This is a genomic window from Vibrio algivorus, from assembly GCF_030161215.1.
Lineage (GTDB): Bacteria > Pseudomonadota > Gammaproteobacteria > Enterobacterales > Vibrionaceae > Vibrio > Vibrio algivorus.
Window position 1 is genome coordinate 434,017 of record NZ_BSPV01000006.1, and the last position, 20,127, is coordinate 454,143.

At 41.7% G+C, this 20,127-nt stretch carries 17 protein-coding genes and 1 riboswitch; of the genes, 5 read left to right on the forward strand and 12 right to left on the reverse strand.

All coding sequences use genetic code 11. The features are described 5' to 3' along the window. Positions 1-124: 124 nt before the first annotated feature. The 3 genes from cgtA to rplU all read right to left on the reverse strand — a co-directional run bounded on the left by cgtA (position 125) and on the right by rplU (position 2,110). Entirely contained in the window at positions 125-1,294 is a 1,170-nt protein-coding gene (gene cgtA / locus QQJ93_RS11040; protein WP_089122173.1) for an Obg family GTPase CgtA, read from the reverse strand. A 225-nt stretch (positions 1,295-1,519) separates the two neighbouring features. Continuing rightward, on the reverse strand, positions 1,520-1,777 hold the full coding sequence (rpmA, locus tag QQJ93_RS11045; RefSeq protein ID WP_017026335.1) for a 50S ribosomal protein L27: 258 nt from the start codon (positions 1,775-1,777) through the stop codon (positions 1,520-1,522). 21 nt (positions 1,778-1,798) lie between these two features. Beyond that, positions 1,799-2,110 carry a 50S ribosomal protein L21 gene (rplU, locus tag QQJ93_RS11050; protein ID WP_089122172.1) on the reverse strand — a complete coding sequence of 104 codons (312 nt, stop codon included), beginning with the start codon at positions 2,108-2,110 and terminating at the stop codon, positions 1,799-1,801. Positions 2,111-2,383: 273 nt separating this feature from the next. Here rplU and ispB point away from each other — a divergent pair, with 273 nt between their 5' ends. Continuing rightward, positions 2,384-3,355 carry an octaprenyl diphosphate synthase gene (gene ispB, locus QQJ93_RS11055; RefSeq protein ID WP_089122171.1) on the forward strand — a complete coding sequence of 324 codons (972 nt, stop codon included), beginning with the start codon at positions 2,384-2,386 and terminating at the stop codon, positions 3,353-3,355. A 113-nt stretch (positions 3,356-3,468) separates the two neighbouring features. Here the strand turns inward: ispB and mdh are convergent, their stop codons facing one another. After that, on the reverse strand, positions 3,469-4,404 hold the full coding sequence (gene mdh, locus QQJ93_RS11060) for a malate dehydrogenase (protein WP_089122170.1): 936 nt from the start codon (positions 4,402-4,404) through the stop codon (positions 3,469-3,471). Positions 4,405-4,784: 380 nt separating this feature from the next. Between mdh and argR the strand changes: the two genes are divergently transcribed. Both argR and QQJ93_RS11070 read left to right on the forward strand, forming a co-directional pair. Beyond that, positions 4,785-5,255, forward strand: coding sequence for a transcriptional regulator ArgR (gene argR, locus QQJ93_RS11065; protein WP_089122169.1), 471 nt, complete (start codon positions 4,785-4,787; stop codon positions 5,253-5,255). A 211-nt stretch (positions 5,256-5,466) separates the two neighbouring features. After that, on the forward strand, positions 5,467-6,474 hold the full coding sequence (locus QQJ93_RS11070; protein ID WP_089122168.1) for a TAXI family TRAP transporter solute-binding subunit: 1,008 nt from the start codon (positions 5,467-5,469) through the stop codon (positions 6,472-6,474). 18 nt (positions 6,475-6,492) lie between these two features. On the opposite strand, the gene QQJ93_RS11075 is transcribed toward QQJ93_RS11070, so the two are convergent. The 3 genes from QQJ93_RS11075 to rapA form a co-directional block, all read right to left on the reverse strand. Continuing rightward, positions 6,493-7,479, reverse strand: a complete 987-nt coding sequence (locus QQJ93_RS11075; RefSeq protein WP_089122167.1) for a D-2-hydroxyacid dehydrogenase — start codon at positions 7,477-7,479, stop codon at positions 6,493-6,495. A 54-nt stretch (positions 7,480-7,533) separates the two neighbouring features. Then, the gene (rluA, locus tag QQJ93_RS11080; protein ID WP_089122166.1) at positions 7,534-8,271 is read right to left on the reverse strand and encodes a bifunctional tRNA pseudouridine(32) synthase/23S rRNA pseudouridine(746) synthase RluA; all 738 of its coding nucleotides are present in this window, start codon (positions 8,269-8,271) and stop codon (positions 7,534-7,536) included. 188 nt (positions 8,272-8,459) lie between these two features. Continuing rightward, complete coding sequence (gene rapA, locus QQJ93_RS11085) at positions 8,460-11,384, reverse strand: RNA polymerase-associated protein RapA (RefSeq protein ID WP_089122165.1); 2,925 nt, start codon at positions 11,382-11,384, stop codon at positions 8,460-8,462. A 555-nt stretch (positions 11,385-11,939) separates the two neighbouring features. Here rapA and QQJ93_RS11090 point away from each other — a divergent pair. Further along, positions 11,940-13,373, forward strand: coding sequence for a PhoH family protein (locus QQJ93_RS11090; protein WP_089122164.1), 1,434 nt, complete (start codon positions 11,940-11,942; stop codon positions 13,371-13,373). A gap of 223 nt (positions 13,374-13,596) precedes the next feature. Continuing rightward, positions 13,597-14,292 carry a hypothetical protein gene (locus QQJ93_RS11095; RefSeq protein WP_089122163.1) on the forward strand — a complete coding sequence of 232 codons (696 nt, stop codon included), beginning with the start codon at positions 13,597-13,599 and terminating at the stop codon, positions 14,290-14,292. A 54-nt stretch (positions 14,293-14,346) separates the two neighbouring features. On the opposite strand, the gene thiQ is transcribed toward QQJ93_RS11095, so the two are convergent. From thiQ to mpl, 5 genes are all read right to left on the reverse strand, one after another. Beyond that, complete coding sequence (gene thiQ / locus QQJ93_RS11100; RefSeq protein WP_089122162.1) at positions 14,347-15,066, reverse strand: thiamine ABC transporter ATP-binding protein; 720 nt, start codon at positions 15,064-15,066, stop codon at positions 14,347-14,349. Positions 15,067-15,137: 71 nt separating this feature from the next. Beyond that, positions 15,138-16,727: a thiamine/thiamine pyrophosphate ABC transporter permease ThiP gene (gene thiP / locus QQJ93_RS11105; protein ID WP_089122161.1), complete on the reverse strand. Its 1,590-nt coding sequence runs from the start codon at positions 16,725-16,727 to the stop codon at positions 15,138-15,140. Positions 16,728-16,774: 47 nt separating this feature from the next. Beyond that, positions 16,775-17,746 carry a thiamine ABC transporter substrate binding subunit gene (gene thiB / locus QQJ93_RS11110; RefSeq protein WP_244943683.1) on the reverse strand — a complete coding sequence of 324 codons (972 nt, stop codon included), beginning with the start codon at positions 17,744-17,746 and terminating at the stop codon, positions 16,775-16,777. A 90-nt stretch (positions 17,747-17,836) separates the two neighbouring features. Further along, positions 17,837-17,934: riboswitch (TPP riboswitch) on the reverse strand. Positions 17,935-18,030: 96 nt separating this feature from the next. Then, positions 18,031-18,660 (reverse strand): flavin prenyltransferase UbiX, encoded by a 630-nt coding sequence (locus QQJ93_RS11115; RefSeq protein ID WP_089122159.1) that lies wholly within the window; start codon positions 18,658-18,660, stop codon positions 18,031-18,033. A gap of 95 nt (positions 18,661-18,755) precedes the next feature. Next, a complete protein-coding gene (gene mpl / locus QQJ93_RS11120; protein WP_089122158.1) occupies positions 18,756-20,111 on the reverse strand; it encodes a UDP-N-acetylmuramate:L-alanyl-gamma-D-glutamyl-meso-diaminopimelate ligase in 1,356 nt (451 codons plus the stop codon). Positions 20,112-20,127: the final 16 nt, after the last annotated feature.

A 20,127-nucleotide genomic window follows, 5' to 3' on the forward strand; every position in this document is an offset into this window, starting at 1 on the left:
TTATCGACAATTAAGGTTAGCGCTTAAAGTGTGCACTAAAATACCCTCTGATAGCATGATTTAGGATAAAAAAAAGCTGTGATCTTAAAAAAATCACAGCTTATATGAATCTAAATTTTAAAGACTAGTCACGAACATAGATAACATGACCGTCATCTTCGTCATCATCCCAGTCATCGTCATCCCACTCTTCGGTAATCACATCTTTACCGCTCATGGCATCTTTATGGTAGTCATCCCACTTGAAGTCGACTTTCTCTTCTTCTTCAATCACCTGCTCTTCTTTCGGTAAAGTTTCCATAAACTCAGCTAATTGGAAAGCCAGTTCTTTAGTACCTAATTTATTCGATGCAGAAATCTTAGCGTAATGACCATCCCAACCTAATGCATCAATGATCTGTTGGATCTTTTCATCCACTTCTTCTTCTGAAAGAAGATCGACTTTATTAAAGATCAACCAGCGAGGTTTAGCGGCGACTTTTTCACTATATTGTTCAAGTTCATCAATGATCGTCAGTGCATTTTCGATTGGATCTGAGCCGTCAATCGGTAATAAATCGATCATATGCAATAGCACACGACAACGCTCTAAGTGTTTTAGGAAGCGAACACCAAGACCGGCCCCATCAGCAGCACCTTCAATTAGACCGGGAATATCGGCAATCACAAAACTACGTTCAGAGCCAGCTCTCACAACACCTAAGCTAGGAATCAAAGTAGTAAATGGATAATCTGCCACTTTAGGTTTAGCCGCAGACACAGCTCGAATAAAGGTTGATTTACCCGCATTTGGTAGCCCAAGCATACCAACATCGGCAAGCAACAATAGCTCTAGACGTAACTCACGTACTTCACCTTTGGTACCCATAGTCTTTTGACGTGGCGCACGGTTAACCGAAGATTTAAAGCGTTGGTTACCTAAACCATGCCAACCGCCTTTCGCGATCATGATTTTCTGGCCATGTTCCGTTACTTCAGCAACGACTTCATTAGTATGGATATCAATAGCGCGGGTTCCAACCGGTACTTTGATCGTTTTATCAGCACCGCGTTTACCTGTACAGTTACCACCACTACCATTTTTACCACGTTCCGCTTTATGGAAACGTTCAAAACGGTAATCAACTAACGTGTTAAGGTTTTCGTCGGCTTGCATGTAAACATCACCGCCATCACCACCATCACCACCGTCAGGGCCACCTTTTTCAACAAATTTTTCACGCCAGAAACTAACAACGCCATTACCGCCATCGCCAGCTTCCACTTTTATGGTTGATTCATCAACGAACTTCATTTGCTACTCCACCTGCATTATTGGCAAGTTATTATGAGTGTAGACCACAGACTGTAAATCCCAACTATCGGCTTTCGATGATAGGGTCTAGGGTCTAGGGTCTAGGGTCTAGGGTCTAGGGTCTAGGGTCTAGGGTCTAGGGTCTAGGGTCTATTATATAACTTTGTTATAAATAAAAAACCCCGCCATAAAGGCAGGGCTTTGAATTCAATTGTAAACAGAAACTTATGCAGTTTCGATGCTTACGAACTTACGGTTCTTAGGACCTTTAACTTCAAATTTAACTTTACCTTCAGATAAAGCAAATAGAGTATGGTCTTTACCGATACCAACATTTGTTCCAGCGTGGAATTTAGTACCACGTTGACGAACAATGATGTTACCAGCTAGAACAGATTCGCCACCAAAACGCTTAACACCTAGGCGTTTGCTTTCTGAATCGCGACCGTTATTAGTAGAACCACCAGCTTTTTTATGTGCCATGTTAGCTTCTCCTTAGTTAAATTAAGCGCTGATGCCAGTAATTTTGACTTCAGTGAACCACTGACGGTGGCCCATTTGCTTACGAGAATGCTTACGACGACGGAACTTAACGATTTTTACTTTATCGCCACGACCGTGCTTAACTACTTCCGCAGTTACTTTACCGCCAGCAACCAGAGGTGCACCAATAGTGATTTCTTCACCATTAGCAACCATAAGAACTGAATCAAACTCAACGTTTGCGCCAGTTTCTACGTCCAATTTTTCTAAACGAAGAGTTTGACCTTCGCTTACACGGTGTTGTTTACCACCAGATTGGAAAACAGCGTACATATTTTACTCCGCTTTTTCCGCACAGCATCATGTTAGTTATTTTAAACATATCAGGTGTGCGCTTAAACTTGTCATCAATAGGGCGCAGATTCTACTTGAGAGCTTGGCCTTTGACAAGATAAATATTAAAAAAAATGGCGAAAAGATCATCGCCTGATTAAAGTGCGCTAATGATGCCGTTTACACTCGTGTTTATCAATGTTTTTTAGTGTAGAATCCATGATTATTTTTTAAATTTAGGCCTAGCACGCCCTATTCTCAGCTGGAAGAACAATGGATTTTAAAGCTATCCAGGCACTCACTGCCGACGACATGGTAAAAGTGAATGAAACCATTCATGCACAATTGAATTCAGAAGTTAGCCTTATTAATCAACTCGGTTTCTACATTGTTAGTGGTGGAGGTAAGCGCCTACGCCCTCTTTTAGCATTGCTATCAGCAAAAGCTTTAGGCTACCAAGGTCAAGATCACATCACTGCCGCTGCATTTGTAGAGTTTATTCATACGGCTACATTACTACATGATGACGTGGTTGATGAATCTGATATGCGTCGTGGTAAAGAAACAGCTAATGCTGCGTTTGGTAATGCTGCTAGCGTTCTTGTTGGCGACTACATTTATACTCGCTCTTTCCAAATGATGACCAGCTTAGGATCTTTGAAGATCCTCAAGTTAATGAGTGATGCGGTTAACGTGATTGCCGAGGGTGAAGTTCAGCAACTAATGAATTGCAATGATCCAAACACCACCGAAGAAAGCTACATGCAAGTGATCTACTCTAAAACGGCTCGTTTATTTGAAGCGGCAACTCAAATCGGTGCTTTGTTGGTTGATGCGCCAAAAGAAACCGAAGTCGCCTTGCAAAATTATGGTAAGTACTTAGGTACCGCTTTCCAGTTAATTGATGATGTAATGGATTACACATCCGATGGTAAAGAAATGGGCAAAAATGTAGGCGATGATCTTGCGGAAGGCAAACCGACCCTACCTTTACTTTATGCCATGCAAAATGGTACACCAGAACAAGCAGCTATGATTCGTGATGCCATTGAACACTCGAATGGTATGGAAAAACTGGATGCGATTATGGCGGCAATGCATGAAACAGGCTCACTTGAATATACGACACAACGAGCTGAAGAAGAAGCGGATAAAGCAATTTCCGAACTCGCGATTATTCCAGAGTCAGACTATAAACAAGCTCTAATTGCTCTTGCGCATATGGCGGTTAGAAGAACGAAATAGATTTCCGAAGCTCGAACGCAAAACTTCTCGTTCGCTTCGCTACTCGTTTATCGAATAAAAAAGCTCGTCTCTTTTCCAAGAAACGAGCTTTCGAGAAACAAGATTCGCTTACTTTACTTCGCGAACTCTTCACCAAGTGCGATATCGCCTTTTAGTGTATCTAGCATGCTATCAAACGCTTGTTGTTCGAATGCACTTAGCTCACCAAAGCTTAAAATTTCCTCTACACCCTCTTTACCTAAACGAATAGGTTGAGCGAAGAAGCGTGCGTGCTCGCCATCACCTTCAACGTAAGCACATTCAACAATACCTTGTTCGCCGTTTAGTGCTTTCACTAAAGATAAACCAAAACGGTATGCTGCTTGGCCCATAGAAAGCGTTGCTGAACCGCCGCCAGCTTTTGCTTCTACTACTTCTGTACCTGCATTTTGAATACGCTTAGTCAGAGAAGCTAACTCATCATCAGAGAATTCCACGCCTTTTACTTGAGAAAGTAGAGGTAGGATCGTCACACCAGAGTGACCACCAATAACGGGTACTTCTAAACCGTCAAGTGAAACACCTTTCAGTTCAGAAACAAAAGTCTCAGAACGAATCACATCTAGCGTGGTAATACCAAATAGGCGTTTCTTATTGTAAACACCTGCTTTTTTCAATACTTCAGCGGCAATTGGCACTGTTGTGTTTACTGGGTTAGTAATAATACCAACACACGCAGTTGGACAAGTATTAGCAATTTTTTCAGCTAAAGATTTGATGATCCCAGCATTTACATTGAAAAGATCTGAACGATCCATACCAGGTTTACGTGCAACACCAGCAGAAATAAGCACTACATCAGCACCTTCTAAGGCTGGAGTTGGATCTTCACCGGCATAACCTTTAATTGAAACCGGAGTAGGAATATGGCTTAAATCAGCAGCAACTCCTGGTGTAACTGGAGCAATATCGTATAAAGCAAGATCTGATCCTGCAGGAAGTCCGTTTTTCAGCAATAAAGCAAGTGCTTGACCAATACCACCAGCAGCACCAATTACAGCTACTTTCATGAGCCTTTCTCCTTCGAAAAAATTTGATTATTTTTTTACATTATTTAGGTCTGAATTTAAGGAGTTGGAACGACACTCCCTAAGAAATTTATAGGGCCTAATCTTAATTCCTTCGAAAGTACAATAACTCGATTATAATTACAATTATTCAACATCAGCTTTGAGATATTGAACTCATCCCTAATAAAATCATATATAAATTCAATAACTAAAATTAATACCTAGCATGCAACACACCTAGTTCAACCAGACATTTTGGCAAAAAAATTAACATAATAATCACAATCTTTTTTTGCTGAAAATTTGACTTAATCGTTTGGTGATCACTGAGCATCTATGCGAAAATATTGAAATTATATGTACCACTAAAAGAATCCATTATGCGAAATAGTGACAAACAAGATAACTTAGTCCGCTCTTTTAAAGCCCTACTAAAAGAAGAATGTTTTGGCTCTCAAGGCGAAATTGTTGATGCACTGCGAGAAGAAGGCTTTGTCAATATCAATCAGTCAAAAGTTTCTCGAATGCTGACTAAGTTTGGTGCCGTAAGAACGCGTAATGCGAAAATGGAAATGGTGTATTGTTTACCAGCTGAACTAGGTGTCCCTACGGCTTCAAGCTCTTTACGTGAATTAGTACTCGATGTTGGTCATAACGATGCTTTGGTTGTGATTCATACTGGCCCGGGAGCTGCTCAGCTTATAGCTCGCTTGCTTGATTCTCTTGGCAAATCGGAAGGCATTCTTGGAGTGGTTGCGGGTGATGACACCATTTTTATTACACCGACCTTAAATATTAGTACCAAACAATTATTTGACTCTGTATGCGAGTTATTTGAATTCGCAGGTTAAATTCCCTCTATCTTTTCCTTTGGCGTTCTTTGACTATTTTTCCCCCTTGTCGTGAACGCCTTCTCACTTTTTAAATAACCTTTAATAATTATCTATCTTTATAATCCTTATTGTTAGTATGTTTATTAACAACTGATCAACCTACCACCTACTGTTGATATACAATGGCAAGGATCGCCATTTCTCGTTTTATTGGCATAAGGAGTACGCCATGATTAACCCTGTATCATTTTTTCAGCGCTTTTGTTTTCTGTACGTCTATAGAACTTTGTTGACTTGCCTTTTAGTCGTTTCAAGCACAACGGTCAAAGCAGAAGATAATAAAAGCTATATCACAATTGCCACCGGTGCAGTAACAGGAGTTTATTACCCTGCCGGCAGTTCTATATGTAAGTTAATCAATAAAGGACGTTTACAGCATCATATTCGTTGCTCAGTCGAGCCTTCTGCTGGTTCTGTTGATAATATTGATCAAGTGCGATTAGCTAAAAATGATTTAGGGATCACTCAATCAGATTGGCAGTATTTTGCTTTTCAAGGGAGTAAAGAGTTTACACCTAAAGCACCTTACTCCAACATGCGTGCCCTCTTCTCTTTGCACAATGAACCTTTTAACCTAATCGTGCGCAAAGATTCAAATATCAAAAGTGTCGCAGATTTAGCAAGAAAAAGAGTCAATATTGGTAATAAAGGCTCAGGTGATCGAGCGACAATGGATAGAATCATGCAGCAATTTGGCTGGTCACCAAAAAGCTTCTCACGAGCAACTGAATTGACAGGAGCAAGCCGAGCTCAAGCGTTATGCGATAATCAGATTGATGCGTTTGTTTCCATTCTAGGTAATCCTAATGCTTCGATAAAAGAAGCAACGACTTCTTGTCAGGCCAAATTAATTCCAGTAACTGGCCCTAAAATCGATAAATTAGTTGATAACACGCCTTATTATGCCACGACTAGCATCCCGGCAAATCTCTACCCAAACAATGAAAAAGACATCAAAACTTTCGGCACCTTATCGGTTGTGTTTACCGATAAGCGCATGTCCGATGAACTTGCTTATAACATCACCAAATCGGTATTTGAGAACCTTGATACCTTTAAGCGCCTGCACCCTGCTTTCGCAATGTTAAAGAAAGAAAATATGATTAAAGATGGCATTTCCGCGCCACTGCATCCGGGCGCGATTCGTTATTATAAAGAAGTTGGCTTGCTACCTTAACTGAATATACCCAACTAACTAGCAGACTCGGTTTTGCTCAACACCTTGTTGGTATTTTTCAATATTATCCATCAAGATATTACACAAAGCTTGAATAGATGAATGACTCCCCCATGCGACATGTGGAGTAAGAAGTAGATTTGGCAAGTCCATATTAGCGATAAGCGGGTTCGATTCATCAGCAGGCTCTTTGCTGAACACATCACACCCTGCACCTGCAATTTGTTTTGTTTTTAATGCTTCCACCAAATCCGACTCATTAACTAGCCCACCGCGGCCGGCGTTAATTAAAATTGCGCTCGGTTTCATCGCTGCTAGTTCTGGCATAGCAATTAAATCTTGCGTGTCATCAGTAAGTGGGCAATGTAAAGTCAACACATCAGCGGTTTCAATCACCTTATCAAACGCCATATAACCAGGGCGTGCAGGTTTTACCCCTTTACGTTCCGCAAACACTACCTTCATGCCAATTGCTTTAGCCAGTACCCCTACCGCCTGTCCTAGACTACCACTGCCAATGATCCCTATGGTTGAATCGGCCACATCGGTAATAGGATGAGTAAAGAAACAGAATTGCTTTTGTTTTTGCCACTCACCATCGGCGATATCTTGGTGATAACCGACTAGGTTGCGTTTAAGTGCAAACATCATCGCCACTACATGTTCTGGCACGGAGCGGGTTCCATATCCCTGAACATTGGTTACCACTATTCCATGCTCTCGACAGTAGTCTAAATCAACGTTATTGGTTCCTGTCGCCGCGACCGCAATTAACTTAAGTTTCGGGGCTTGATCCAAAATGTCCGCAGTTAATTGCACTTTATTGGTGATCACAATATCGGCCGATGCAATACGCTCAACCACCTTCTCCACTGGCGTTAAATCAAACTGTTGCCATTGATGCTCAAAGGTTAAGTTTGGCACAGTAATATGTTCAGGAATCGTCGCGTGATCTAAAAAAACCACCGTTGGTTTACTCGATAAATGAGTGGGAGGGATCGGCATGTAAAATCCTTTTCGGCCTGAAAGTAAAATATACCCCGTGATTTGGGCATAACCCTACGACGATACCAAAGTTTTATAATCTGGCAACTCAGGTTCAGCGTTAAAGTGTTGCAAAATTTGCGCTTTTACATTGGGATAAAAATCACATTCGACAAATGCAGTTGCTAATTGGTTATCTTTCGGATGATAAAAACTCAGCTCAGCAGAATGCAATTGCAACCGTTCAGAATACTCTAATGCCTCTGGAGTTGCATAGAATTCATCACCGACAATCGGATGACCAAGCGCCATCATATGTACCCGAAGTTGATGTGATCGCCCTGTAATTGGTAGTAAGCGAACGACGGTAGTTTGCTCTTCCCGTGCTACCACTTGGTAACGTGTTAAAGAAGGCTTGCCATCTTGATGACACACTTTCTGCCGAGGACGATTCGGCCAATCACAAATCAGCGGTAAATCGATTTCACCTTGGTCGTGCTCAACACTTCCCCATACTCGCGCATAATAAATCTTATGGGTAAGGCGATATTGGAATTGCTTCTTAATGTGACGTTCTGCTTCTTTAGTTAAAGCAAATAGCATCAAACCAGAGGTCGCCATATCCAAACGATGCACCACTTCAATATTTGGGTAGATCTCACGTAAACGGCTCCAAATACTGTCGTAATGCTCCGCCAAGCGCCCCGGTACCGATAACAAACCCGCAGGCTTATTGGCTACCAGAATATGCTCATCTTGATAGACGATATCCGTCCAAGGATCGGTGGGGGGAAGGTATTCAAGTAGGGCCATGAAAAAGGTTCCTAGTTTGGAGTTCGTTCCTAATTTGGAGTTCCGAGCCCCTAGGATTCACTCCCTAAGAAAATAGTTCAAGGAATAATATTTAGGGTGGAAAACTAACAAATAAGATATGTACAAATCCCCCAGTTCCTAGAAGCTCCCCTGTAGGGACTAAAAACTAGGAACTAGGGACTGCTTTTTTACTGATGCGCAACCACGATCAAACGTAGAGAATCCAGTTGCAACTGAGCGGTTTCGATATAACCAGACAGCGTTTCAATTTGCGTTTCAATGGCGCTAATTTCTTCATCACGAATGTTTGGATTCACCGCTTTAAGTGCCAATAAACGTTCTAATTCAGAATTAAGCTTCTGCTGCATCTCCGATTTAGCAGTTTGTCGCACTTCATCCAGTTTTGGCAATACCGCTTGCTCAGCACTTTCAATTAATGCATGAATCTGATCTTGAACCGAGCTGGCAACTTTACTCGCCATATGACGGTTAATCGGGCTAAGTTGGCGGTTAAAGGTATCAAATGGTACTTGCTCTGAAAGTTCGTTACCTTTGGCATCCATCAATAAACGAATTGGCGTTTTTGGCAAGAATTGGTTAATGCCACTGCGTTTCGGTGCTTGAGCATCCACCAAATACACCAGCTCTAAGAACATAGTACCAACTGGTAACGCTTTGTTTTTCAATAAAGAAACCGCATTAGTACCAACATTCTCGCTAAGCAGTAAATCGATACCACCTTGGATCATTGGGTGCTCCCAACTCATAAAGTGCATATCTTCACGAGACAGAGCAGTATCACGATCAAAAGTAATGGTCGCTCCCTCATACGGCAATCCCGGATAGCTTGGCACCATCATGTGTTCCGATGGGGTAACGACTAACGCATTTTCACCTTTATCATCTTGGTTTAAGCCAATCGTATCAAATAGGCCAAGTGCAAACGTTACAAGATTCGTATCATTATCACCAGATGCGATAATTTCAGTGATTTTCTGTGCTTTTTCGCCACCGTTCGAGTGAATTTCTAATAAACGGTCACGGCCTTGTTCTAATTTAGATTTCAGTTGTTTATTGAGCGCTGCCGATTGCTCGACTAAATGCTCTAATTCACTCATATCGCCAGACGCTAGCATAGCAATTAAGTTGGCAGAATATTCATCATATACCGCACGGCCAGTCGGGCAGGTTTCTGCAAACGCATTCAAGCCTTGGTGATACCAATGAGCCAAAATTGATTGTGCTGAATTCTCTAAATGTGGAACGAAAATTTCAATATCTCGAGTTTGACCAATACGGTCTAAGCGGCCAATACGTTGTTCCAGTAAATCTGGGTTGAATGGTAAATCGAACATCACTAGCTGATTGGCAAACTGGAAGTTACGTCCTTCTGAACCAATTTCAGAACAAATCAACACCTGCGCACCGCCCTCTTCCTGCGCGAAATACGCTGCGGCTTTATCACGTTCAAGAATAGACATACCTTCATGAAATACCGTGGCTCGAATACCTTCACGTTCACGTAAAGCTTGCTCTAGTTGCAAAGCCGTAGAAGAACGAGAAGCGATCACTAAGATCTTTTCAGAGCGTTTTTCTAACACTTTGTCGATAAGCCAAGTTACGCGAGGATCGAACGTCCACCATGAAGTTTTATCGCCTTCAAGATCTTGCAAGATCTCTTCTGGATATAAGTTTTTCAGTGCTTGCGCTTGCTCTGGAAGTTCGCCATCCATCATCTTAGAAACTCGCATCGCTCGCGTGTATTGCTCAGGCATTGGCATTTCTAACATGTGTACGTGGCGTTCAGGAAAACCTTGGATTGCGGCACGAGTATTACGGAACAAAATACGCCCTGTGCCATGACGATCCATTAAGTTATCAATCAACTCTTGGCGAGCTAAGGTTTTCTGTTCTACATCAAATTCAGCCTGTGAGCTACAACCATCTAAAATTCTAAATAGAGGCTCGGCATCTTGCTCTGATAATAATTCAGTGATGCTATTTTTTTGATCGTTAGTGAGCGGCTTGCCAGACTCCAAACTTGCTACGGCTTCAGCAACCGGTGCGTATTGCTGCTCTTCTTTAACAAAAGTGGGGTAATCAAAAAAGCGGTCGGAATCAAGCAAACGCAGCCGAGCAAAGTGACTTTCATGCCCAAGTTGCTCTGGAGTTGCCGTAAGAAGAAGGACACCAGCAATTTTTGCTGCTAAGCCTTCGATCATCTGATATTCACGGCTTGGTGCGTCAACACTCCACTCTAAGTGATGTGCTTCATCTACTACCAATAAATCCCAATCTGCTTCCAGTGCTTGGTTGAAACGTTTTTCATTCTTTTTCAAGAAATCTAATGAACATAAGACATATTGCTGAGTATCGAATGGATTTAAAGCATCAGCTTGTGACTCTAGGCAACGCTCTTCATCGAATACCGAAAAATGCAGGTTGAAACGACGCATCATTTCGACTAACCATTGATGCTGCAAGGTTTCTGGCACCACAATTAAAATTCGCTCAGAACGACCGGTTAATACTTGTTGGTGAATGATCATGCCCGCTTCAATGGTTTTACCTAGACCCACTTCATCGGCAAGTAGAACACGAGGCGCATGACGACGCCCCACTTCATGAGCAATATAAAGTTGATGAGGGATAAGGCCAGCACGCATACCACATAGACCACGCATTGGACTTTTATGTTGTTGATATTGATTAGTTAACGCGTTGTAGCGCAAAACAAAGTTATCCATACGATCAATTTGACCAGCAAACAATTTATCTTGCGGTTTATTAAAGCGAATTTGGTGGTTTAAGAAAATTTCACGTAATACAACATCGCTTTCTTGGTTATCTTGGCGACTACCGATATAGCTAATCACATCATCTTTTACTTCGACATGCTCAACTTTTAAGGTCCAACCTTCTTGGCTTTCAATAACATCACCGACATTAAACACCACTCGAGTGATCGGCGCATCATTACGGGCATATAAACGGTTTTCTTCTGATGCAGCAAACATCAAGGTCACAGTACGAGCATCAAGCCCGACGACTGTTCCTAATCCTAAATCGCTTTCTGTATCACTAATCCAACGCTGACCTAACGCAAATGCCATGTAATCGACTACCTTATGAATCTGACTTTATAAAATCTAGTTTAGAAGCTTGCGGTTCCAATTTCTTAAAAAATAATGAACGAAATCATCCAATGTCCATTCCGCAAAAAGCTGATTATTTTACTGGATAGCTAACGATATATCACCATGATTTAAAGTTAATTTTCGCCTTGACATAAAAGTGTCAATATTTGAGAGGTAAATTAGAGCTGAAAGTAAAAATCTTTCATATACTCACTATATACTCAAAGTAATTGGAGCTGCAGTGAGGCGACAAGTGAATGAGACCCCATGAGCATAGCTCGCCTATGTGATTGGGGCGAATGAACGCTGTCAACAAAGCTGCAGCTTCAAGTACGACGGGTATAAGCACTCAGATAGTTTTGTATTAAAAAGCTATCATTGCTTATCAATCAAAAGGGTTTGATCGTTATGTAGCTGCACGCTACCGACACTCTCGATAGCGAAAATGGGAACAGGACGTTCCCTATTATTGTAGCGACCTCTAGCAATCAAACATTGCTAGCTTTCCGCACCGCGGAACAAGGAGACGCTATGGGCTCGACCGACAGAACGCTAACTAGCACAACATTATCCAAGCACCCGTTATCACACGATAAATCATCGCGCAAAATCTTTGTCCTTGACACTAATATACTACTCCACGAACCTCACGCCATATATTCATTCCAAGAACACGATGTTGTCATTCCAATGACGGTATTAGAAGAACTTGATCGCATCAAAGACAGCAAACGTGATGTTGCCCGAGATGCCCGAGTCGCCATTCGAGCCCTAGAAGCAATCTTCCACGATGCAACACCCGATGAAATATCCCAAGGCATTCCTTTTGCGAAGGACAATCAAGCCACGGGCACTATTTCTATTCTGGCGGATTTCGACATACAAGATAGTGATAAAGCCTTTGCCGATAAAGCTGGCGACAATCGAATTTTAAATGGTGTGATTGCTCTACAAAATCGTCGTGCACCGCGTGAAGTGGTATTGATCACTAAAGATATCAATATGCGTTTACGAGCCAAAGGCGCAGGGGTTCAATATGTTGAAGACTACCGAACTGACCAATTAATTGATGACGTACAATTTCTAACCAAAGGATTTAATGAATACCAAGGCAGTTTTTGGGATAACTTTAAACAAGTAGAGAGCCACAATTGCGGCAGTAAAACTTTTCATACGGTTGATCGAGAAGGCTTAGAGCCAACCTTTATTAATCAATATATTATCGATGAAGATACCGATTTTGCTGGTCGTGTTGAAGAACTGCATCCAACGAGTGCCAAAATTAAAGACCTTAGCCGAGAACGACTGATGCACCGACATGCTTGGGATATTTATCCGAAAAATGTCTATCAAGGAATGGCGATGGATGCCTTACTGGATCCTGAAATTGATTTGGTGATTTTAACTGGGGCAGCAGGTAGTGGTAAAACCATGCTTGCCATGGCGGCAGCGTTAGAAATGACTATCGAAAAGAAAATGTTCGATAAGATTATCGTCACTCGTAATACACCTGATATCGGTGAAGCCATTGGTTTCTTACCCGGCACGGAAGAAGAAAAAATGATGCCTTGGTTAGCAGCGATTACTGACACGCTAGAAGCACTACATAAAAACGATCACTGTACTGAAGGCTCATTAAAGTACATTTGTGATAAAGCCAATATTCAATTTAAATCTATCAACTTTATGCGTGGCCGCTCCATTCAAAATGCTTTCGTGTTGCTGGATGAATGCCAAAATCTGACCGCTTCACAAATAAAAACCATCATTACTCGCTGTGGTGAAGGTACCAAGATTGTCTGCTCGGGTAACCTAGCGCAAATTGATTCCACTTATTTAACCCCCGTAACCTCAGGTTTAACTTACATGGTTGAACGTTTTAAGAACTTCGAAGGTAGTGCCAACATTCATTTAAATGGCGTTGTGCGTAGCCGTTTAGCGGAGTTCGCTGAAGAAAACTTATAATCAATTAAAAGTCATGGAGTTACTACAATCAAGGCACACATTGTGTGCCTTGATTGTAAAAAATAATTAGACTTATTTAGCATTAAACTTTATTTGATAAAACTAAAAAATATTAGCGTTAAAACAATATCAGCTATAGAATTCCTTTCCCTCTGCCAATATCACATGGAGTGCCAGACTAAAACGGATGAAAACATAAGGCAGCTTTATTTTCGGAGTGACTATGTCTACTGATATACGTTTTATTTTCAAAGGGTTTGGCCAATTTTTATTACTTGCTTTACTTGTTACTTTGCCAATTGCCACTCTTAGTTATGACCTGATCTACCTCAAACACGGAATAACTGAAACCTCGCTCACTGAATACTTTCAGGAACTTATTCTCCTACTTAGCTCACTATCTTTTGCTTACATCGCTTATAAAGAACCTTCTACACGACATTTTTGTACTTTAGCTGCGGGTTTTTTCGGTTGTATGTTCATCCGAGAATTAGATGGTTTATTTGACTTGGTATTTCACGGTTTCTGGATAGTACCTGCACTATTTCTTGCGGCTGCCTGTATGATATTCGCTTCAAGAAATATCAAGCAAACCATACACACCTTTTCTCACTTCACTCAAAGTCGTCATTTTTTCTCATTATGTTTAGGTATGTCATTACTGCTGGTATTTTCGCGCTTATTTGGTATGGGGCATTTTTGGCAAGGTATTCTCGGGCCTGAATACGATCGAACGATCAGGCGTGTAACAGAAGAAGGGCTAGAAGTCCTAGGCTATACCATCATTTTTTATTCATCATTAGGCTACCTACAAAGCTTCTTAACTTGGCGTAAATATCGCCTTAATGATGAAAGTTACTCTGAGTTTATCGGTAAGCGAAATCAGTTTTTTACCGATCGCCTGGCTAAAAAATCTTAACCTCCTTTTCATGTCAACATGCTGCCCTTGATATTGATGATATCAAGGGCGGTGTTAATTTCCGCTCGCTTGAAGGAATGCTCTTAGGTGAGCGTTAGAACTTTCTTGAGTTAACTGTGATATTTGATCGCACTCCGTCACTTGCCCTTGCTCCATAAAAGCAAAATGACTCCCTATCGATTTGGCATCTGACAAATGATGAGTCACCATCAATACGGTGATATTGCGTTCTTTGGCTAAACTTGCCACCAGCGACAACATCTCTTGACGTAAAATAGGGTCTAACGCTGAAAAAGGCTCGTCCAACAACCAAATAGAATGAGTCTGTACAAAGCATCTTGCCAATGCGACTCGTTGCCGCTGCCCGCCCGATAACTGCTCTGGTAAGCGTTCCAAGAGTTCAACAATACCAACTTGGTGCGCAGCGGATTCTACTTGCTGTTTTTGTTGGATAGTTAATTTCAGGCCGGGATGCAAACCAAGTCCAATATTTTGCCTTACCGTTAAGTGACTGAATAAATTATGCTCTTGAAATAACATCGCCAATGGTCTTTGGTGAGGCTGTAAGCCAATCACAGATAAGCCATCAACTTTAATCTTCCCTTGCTTAGGTTCAATAAAGCCGGCGATTAAACTCAATAAGGTTGATTTCCCAGATCCACTAGGCCCCATCAAAGCCATAATGGAGCCACGCTCTACCTGCAAATCAAAGTGAAAGGTTTCTTTTTGATAGTCATAAATGACTTGTTGGATCTCAATGGCGCTATCAGACATGGTGACTCTTCTTCATTAACTATGGGCGTGTTCATCTCGAACAAAATTTAACCATAAAAGGTAAACTCGCCCTAACGACTACTTCGCTTAAACGTAACATCAATCAAGCTAAAACAGATAACGCTAAACACCAATAAACACAATGAGACCATCGCCGCTGCTGGCATTTGATAGCTCCCCAATAGTTGAAATAAATACAAAGGCAAAGTAGTAAAAGATTGATTACCAAATAGTGCCACTGCACTTAAGTCCCCCATCGAAAACATAAAGCTAATCGCAAAGGCGTGAGCAATGGGTTTATTCAGCGCTTTCCACTCAACCATTTTAAAACGACTCCAACCCGTCATACCTAAACTTTGACATAAAAATTGATATTGCTGCGCGGTTTGTAACATCGGCTGCGACAAAGTTTTGATGATGTAAGGCAACGCCATTAAACCATTAACTAAAATTACCATAACAAAAGCAAGGCTGAATACATCGACTTGATTACGCAGCAATAAAAACAGTCCGGTACTAATCACAATCCCCGGTGTCACCAAAATAATCGTGCCCATTAACTCTATACGTCCAGCCCAATGACTTTGACCTTTCAAGTGCCAAGCACGACTGGTAAATAAAATCGCAATCCCCATTATCAGGGCGAGTGAACTGGCTAATGTTGCGACTTTAATTGAGGCCATCAACGCTTGCCAAAATTTGGCATCTTGCAGCACAACCAATGATTGAGGGTTCAAACCTTGCCAAAACACCATCAATAAAGGTGGTAGAACAAGCAAGATTGCCGCCATAATCCAAACGCTATCCCAAACTTTTGCTAAACGTGAGTCTGACCATAGAGGCAAAACCGGTTGGTTAGTCTGAACCGAAGCTGGCAACGTTTTAGCTAAACGCAATAATAGTAAACTTAGCCCACCACATAGCAGCATTTGCCATAACGCGAGAATCGCGCCAGCTTGTAGGTCAAAATCAAACTTAATCGCTTGGTAGATAGCAAGCTCAATCGTGGTTGATTTAGGCCCACCACCTAATGCCATAACCGTCGAAAAACTAGTGAAGCACAACATAAACACCAAGCCAGCTACATGTGGAAGTTGCTGCCTGATACGTGGCCATTCGACTTGATGAAACTTTTGCCATGCATTCATTCCCAAGTGAGAACACAATTTATGTTGCTCATTAGGGATAGACTCTAAAGCATGTAATAACAAACGACAGGCATAAGGTAAGTTAAAAAATACATGAGCCACTAAAATGCCATTTAAGCCGTAAATTGAAAATGGTAAACGGGCATCAAAAGCTTTAAACGCACTAGCGACTAAACCGCTATTACCTAAAATAGCTAAAATACCGAATACCCCAACCAACACCGGCAATACCAATGTCGAAGCAAACAGTTTCAATAACAGCGACTTGCCTCTAAATTCTCGTCGAGATAACGCATGAGCAACCGGAATCGCTAAACCAACACTCAACAAAGTCGAAAAGAATGCCTGATAGAAGCTAAAGAAGGTGATATGACGATAATAAGGATCGGATAAAACCCAACTGATATTTAGGCTTGGCGCATACTGAACTAACGCTCCTATAGTGGCACTGACAAACAAAAAAATTGCCAGTGCAACCGCTACGCCAAGTTTAGGAACAGGAACATTAACCACGCTAGCAACCTACTAGAATCTTAAAAGCGAAAAGAGTTGTCATGTGGTTATTGCGACAAAGCCATCTGCCATTCACGAGTCCAACCTTTCAGCTGTTTAGCAACCACTTCAGGCTCTAATGACAGCATCTTGCTTGGCAGCGTTAATTGGTCATAGCCTTTAGGCAATTCAATATCGGTCACAGGGTACATCCAATTTCCCGTTGCCATCACAGATTGAAAAGCATCCGTTAAGATAAAATGCATAAACTCATCGGCCAATTTAGGGTGCTTAGTACTTGCCACTTTAGCCGCCAGTTCAATCTGTGCATATTGGCCTTCAGTAAAATTAGCTGCAGCATATTGTTGATCATTTTCAGCAATGATGTGATAAGCCGGAGAAGTACTATAAGACAGCACCATATCACTCTCCCCTTTTAAGAACATAGGGTAAGAGTCTGACCAACCTTTGCTGACCGTAACGGTTTTATCGGCAATTTTTTGCCATGCTTGCGCCGCATTATCACCATAAACCGCTTTCACCCACAGCAATAAACCTTGCCCGGTAATCGACGTTCGCGGATCTTGATAAATGATATTGAAGTCATCACGATCGACTAATTCTTTTAAGCTTTTCGGCGGATTCTTCATTTTGGTTTTGTTGTACACAAAAGCAAAATAGCCGTAATCAAAAGGCACAAAATAAGGGTTATTCCAACCACCAGGAATAGTGACTTGAGAGGTATCAACATCATGTTTGGCAAGTAGCCCCGTTTGCTGAGCTTGAGCCATAATATTGTTATTTAGCCCCAGTACAACATCCGCCTTGGTGTTGTTGCCCTCTAAACGAATACGACTGAGTACTGAACCACCATCATCCAAGGCAACAAAATTTAGGTTGCAGCCACATTGCCCCTCAAAAGCTTGTTTTATTTTCGGGCCGGGGCCCCAGTCAGAAGTAAAAGAGTCGTAAGTATAAACGGTTAAGGTCGGCTTTTGTTCAGCTAGTTCTGAACTAGCAAGCGCTGAAGTAGAAAAGATTGCAGCACAAGAGAGAGCAAGCAAACTAGAAGCTTTAGGTGTGAAGTTCACTAGATTAATCCTTATTTAGTGAGCGGCACAGGGAAAAGGAGGAGAAACTCACTCAATTCCTACGCCAGCATTATCTGGTTCAGGTCACGGGTGTTATCTCAGCCAAATCACATGATTCAGCACCCCGATGAGTTGTATACCCAAGTAACTTCAAGTTACTTGGGTATATATCTAAATTGTAAAGTCTTGCTTAACAAGTGGCGAGTCGTTATTCACTATTAATAACAATACTGTTAGCTAGAGCGCTGATCGTATCCCCAACGAGGCACTAAACCTTGTTCAATGCCTAAATGATCGAGAATTCTCGCTACCATAAAATCGACTAAATCTTCAATGGTTTTCGGTTGATGATAAAAACCTGGTGCTGCCGGCATTATAGTAACGCCCATTTGCGATAACTTGTGCATATTTTCTAAATGCAAAGTAGAAAATGGCGTCTCACGTACCACTAACAATAATTGACCACGTTCTTTCATTACCACATCAGCCGCACGTTCAATTAAGTTATCCGACATGCCATGAGCAATCGAAGCCACACTACCAGCAGAACATGGACACACTACCATTTGTTTCGGTGCGGCAGAACCTGAAGCAACGGGAGAAAACCAGTCCTCTTTACCACATACGATTAACTTATCACTGCGGCATTTAAGGTGTTCAGCCAAAACTTTTTGTGCAGCCTCTGGACCACTTGGTAACTTTAAATCATGCTCGGTTGCCATCACGACACGAGCGGCTGATGAGATCAGTAAATAGACTGTGTAATCAGCCGCCAACAAACACTCTAATAGACGTAATCCATAGGGTGCGCCGGAGGCTCCAGTGAAAGCCAGAGTGATTTTCTTTTCCGTCAATTGAGACATATTCGCTTCCTCAATAGAGAATGAGTTAGGTAAGTAAAAAGATCATAATGATCTTTTTACTACCCATGATCTTTTTGCTTACTATGATCTTTTTACTATTTTTGTTGTAAAGCTTGTAATAGTTTGGCGTGGATCCCTTCAAAGCCGCCGTTACTCATCACTAAGATCTGATCGCCACTTTGCGCTTGAGCTGCAATATGTCCCACAAAGCTATCAATATTGTCATCAACATAACTTGGTTGAGAGCACTGCTTCGCCACCTCTTCTACCGACCATTGAATATTACTTGGTTGATATAAACAAACCTCATCGGCATGCTTAAAGGCTGCGGCTAAAGTTTGTTTATGTACGCCCATTTTCATCGTGCTTGAGCGAGGCTCAAACACCGCAATAATTTTGCTATCACCAACTTTATTGCGTAAGCCTTCTAAAGTAAGCTCAATCGCTGTTGGGTGGTGAGCAAAATCGTCATACACCTTAATACCCTTAACTTCACCTTTCAGCTCTAAACGACGCTTAGTATTGATGAATTTACCGAGTGCTTCGCAAGCCAGATCTGGAGTAACACCAACATGACGCGCTGCAGCAATCGCCATCAATGCGTTATTCACATTATGATCACCGACTAAATCCCACATTACATCACCGTAATGTTTGCCATCTAAATACACTTGGAAGTGACTTCCATCTTTTTTTACTTTTTCGGCTTTCCAGTGACCATCATCGCCAATGTATTCTAATTCGCTCCAGCAACCACGCTTAATAACATCCTGCAGGCCATCATCATTACTTGGCATCAGAATACGACCGTTGCCAGGAACCGTACGAACTAAATGATGAAATTGACGCTTTATCGCTTCAAGATCATCGAAGATGTCAGCATGATCGAACTCTAAATTATTCATCACCAGTGTGCGTGGATGGTAATGGACAAACTTAGAACGCTTATCGAAAAAAGCACTGTCGTATTCGTCTGCTTCAACCACAAAAAACATACTTTCGCCTAAACGAGCTGACACACCGAAGTTACCCAATACGCCTCCGACTAAGAAGCCCGGCGCATAACCGCAATCTTCTAAAATCCAAGACAACATACTCGAGGTAGTGGTTTTTCCATGAGTACCAGAAACCGCAAGAACCCAGCGGTCATGCAATAAAAACTCTTGTAGCCATTGCGGACCAGAGGTGTATTTCAAATTGTTATTTAATACATATTCTACACAAGGATTACCACGGCTCATCGCATTACCTATCACCACGAGATCCGGCGCAGGATTAAGCTGAGAAGGATCAAAGCCTTCAATAATATCAATACCTTGAGATTCAAGTAATGTGCTCATCGGTGGGTAAACATTAGCATCACAACCTGTCACCTTATGTCCAAGTTGACGTGCTAAAACTGCAGCTCCACCCATAAAAGTGCCACAAATACCGAGAATATGAATATGCATAACAATGGTTCCAATC

What these genes read in the sequence shown, in the direction of transcription:
- mpl (WP_089122158.1), bottom strand. Translation starts at nt 20,111, where the DNA reads ATGCATATTCATATTCTCGGTATTTGTGGCACTTTTATGGGTGGAGCT.
- rpmA (WP_017026335.1), bottom strand. Translation starts at nt 1,777, where the DNA reads ATGGCACATAAAAAAGCTGGTGGTTCTACTAATAACGGTCGCGATTCA.
- QQJ93_RS11095 (WP_089122163.1), top strand. Translation starts at nt 13,597, where the DNA reads ATGTCTACTGATATACGTTTTATTTTCAAAGGGTTTGGCCAATTTTTA.
- QQJ93_RS11090 (WP_089122164.1), top strand. Translation starts at nt 11,940, where the DNA reads ATGGGCTCGACCGACAGAACGCTAACTAGCACAACATTATCCAAGCAC.
- rluA (WP_089122166.1), bottom strand. Translation starts at nt 8,271, where the DNA reads ATGGCCCTACTTGAATACCTTCCCCCCACCGATCCTTGGACGGATATC.
- thiQ (WP_089122162.1), bottom strand. Translation starts at nt 15,066, where the DNA reads ATGTCTGATAGCGCCATTGAGATCCAACAAGTCATTTATGACTATCAA.
- ispB (WP_089122171.1), top strand. Translation starts at nt 2,384, where the DNA reads ATGGATTTTAAAGCTATCCAGGCACTCACTGCCGACGACATGGTAAAA.
- cgtA (WP_089122173.1), bottom strand. Translation starts at nt 1,294, where the DNA reads ATGAAGTTCGTTGATGAATCAACCATAAAAGTGGAAGCTGGCGATGGC.
- rplU (WP_089122172.1), bottom strand. Translation starts at nt 2,110, where the DNA reads ATGTACGCTGTTTTCCAATCTGGTGGTAAACAACACCGTGTAAGCGAA.
- QQJ93_RS11075 (WP_089122167.1), bottom strand. Translation starts at nt 7,479, where the DNA reads ATGCCGATCCCTCCCACTCATTTATCGAGTAAACCAACGGTGGTTTTT.
- argR (WP_089122169.1), top strand. Translation starts at nt 4,785, where the DNA reads ATGCGAAATAGTGACAAACAAGATAACTTAGTCCGCTCTTTTAAAGCC.
- QQJ93_RS11115 (WP_089122159.1), bottom strand. Translation starts at nt 18,660, where the DNA reads ATGTCTCAATTGACGGAAAAGAAAATCACTCTGGCTTTCACTGGAGCC.
- QQJ93_RS11070 (WP_089122168.1), top strand. Translation starts at nt 5,467, where the DNA reads ATGATTAACCCTGTATCATTTTTTCAGCGCTTTTGTTTTCTGTACGTC.
- rapA (WP_089122165.1), bottom strand. Translation starts at nt 11,384, where the DNA reads ATGGCATTTGCGTTAGGTCAGCGTTGGATTAGTGATACAGAAAGCGAT.
- mdh (WP_089122170.1), bottom strand. Translation starts at nt 4,404, where the DNA reads ATGAAAGTAGCTGTAATTGGTGCTGCTGGTGGTATTGGTCAAGCACTT.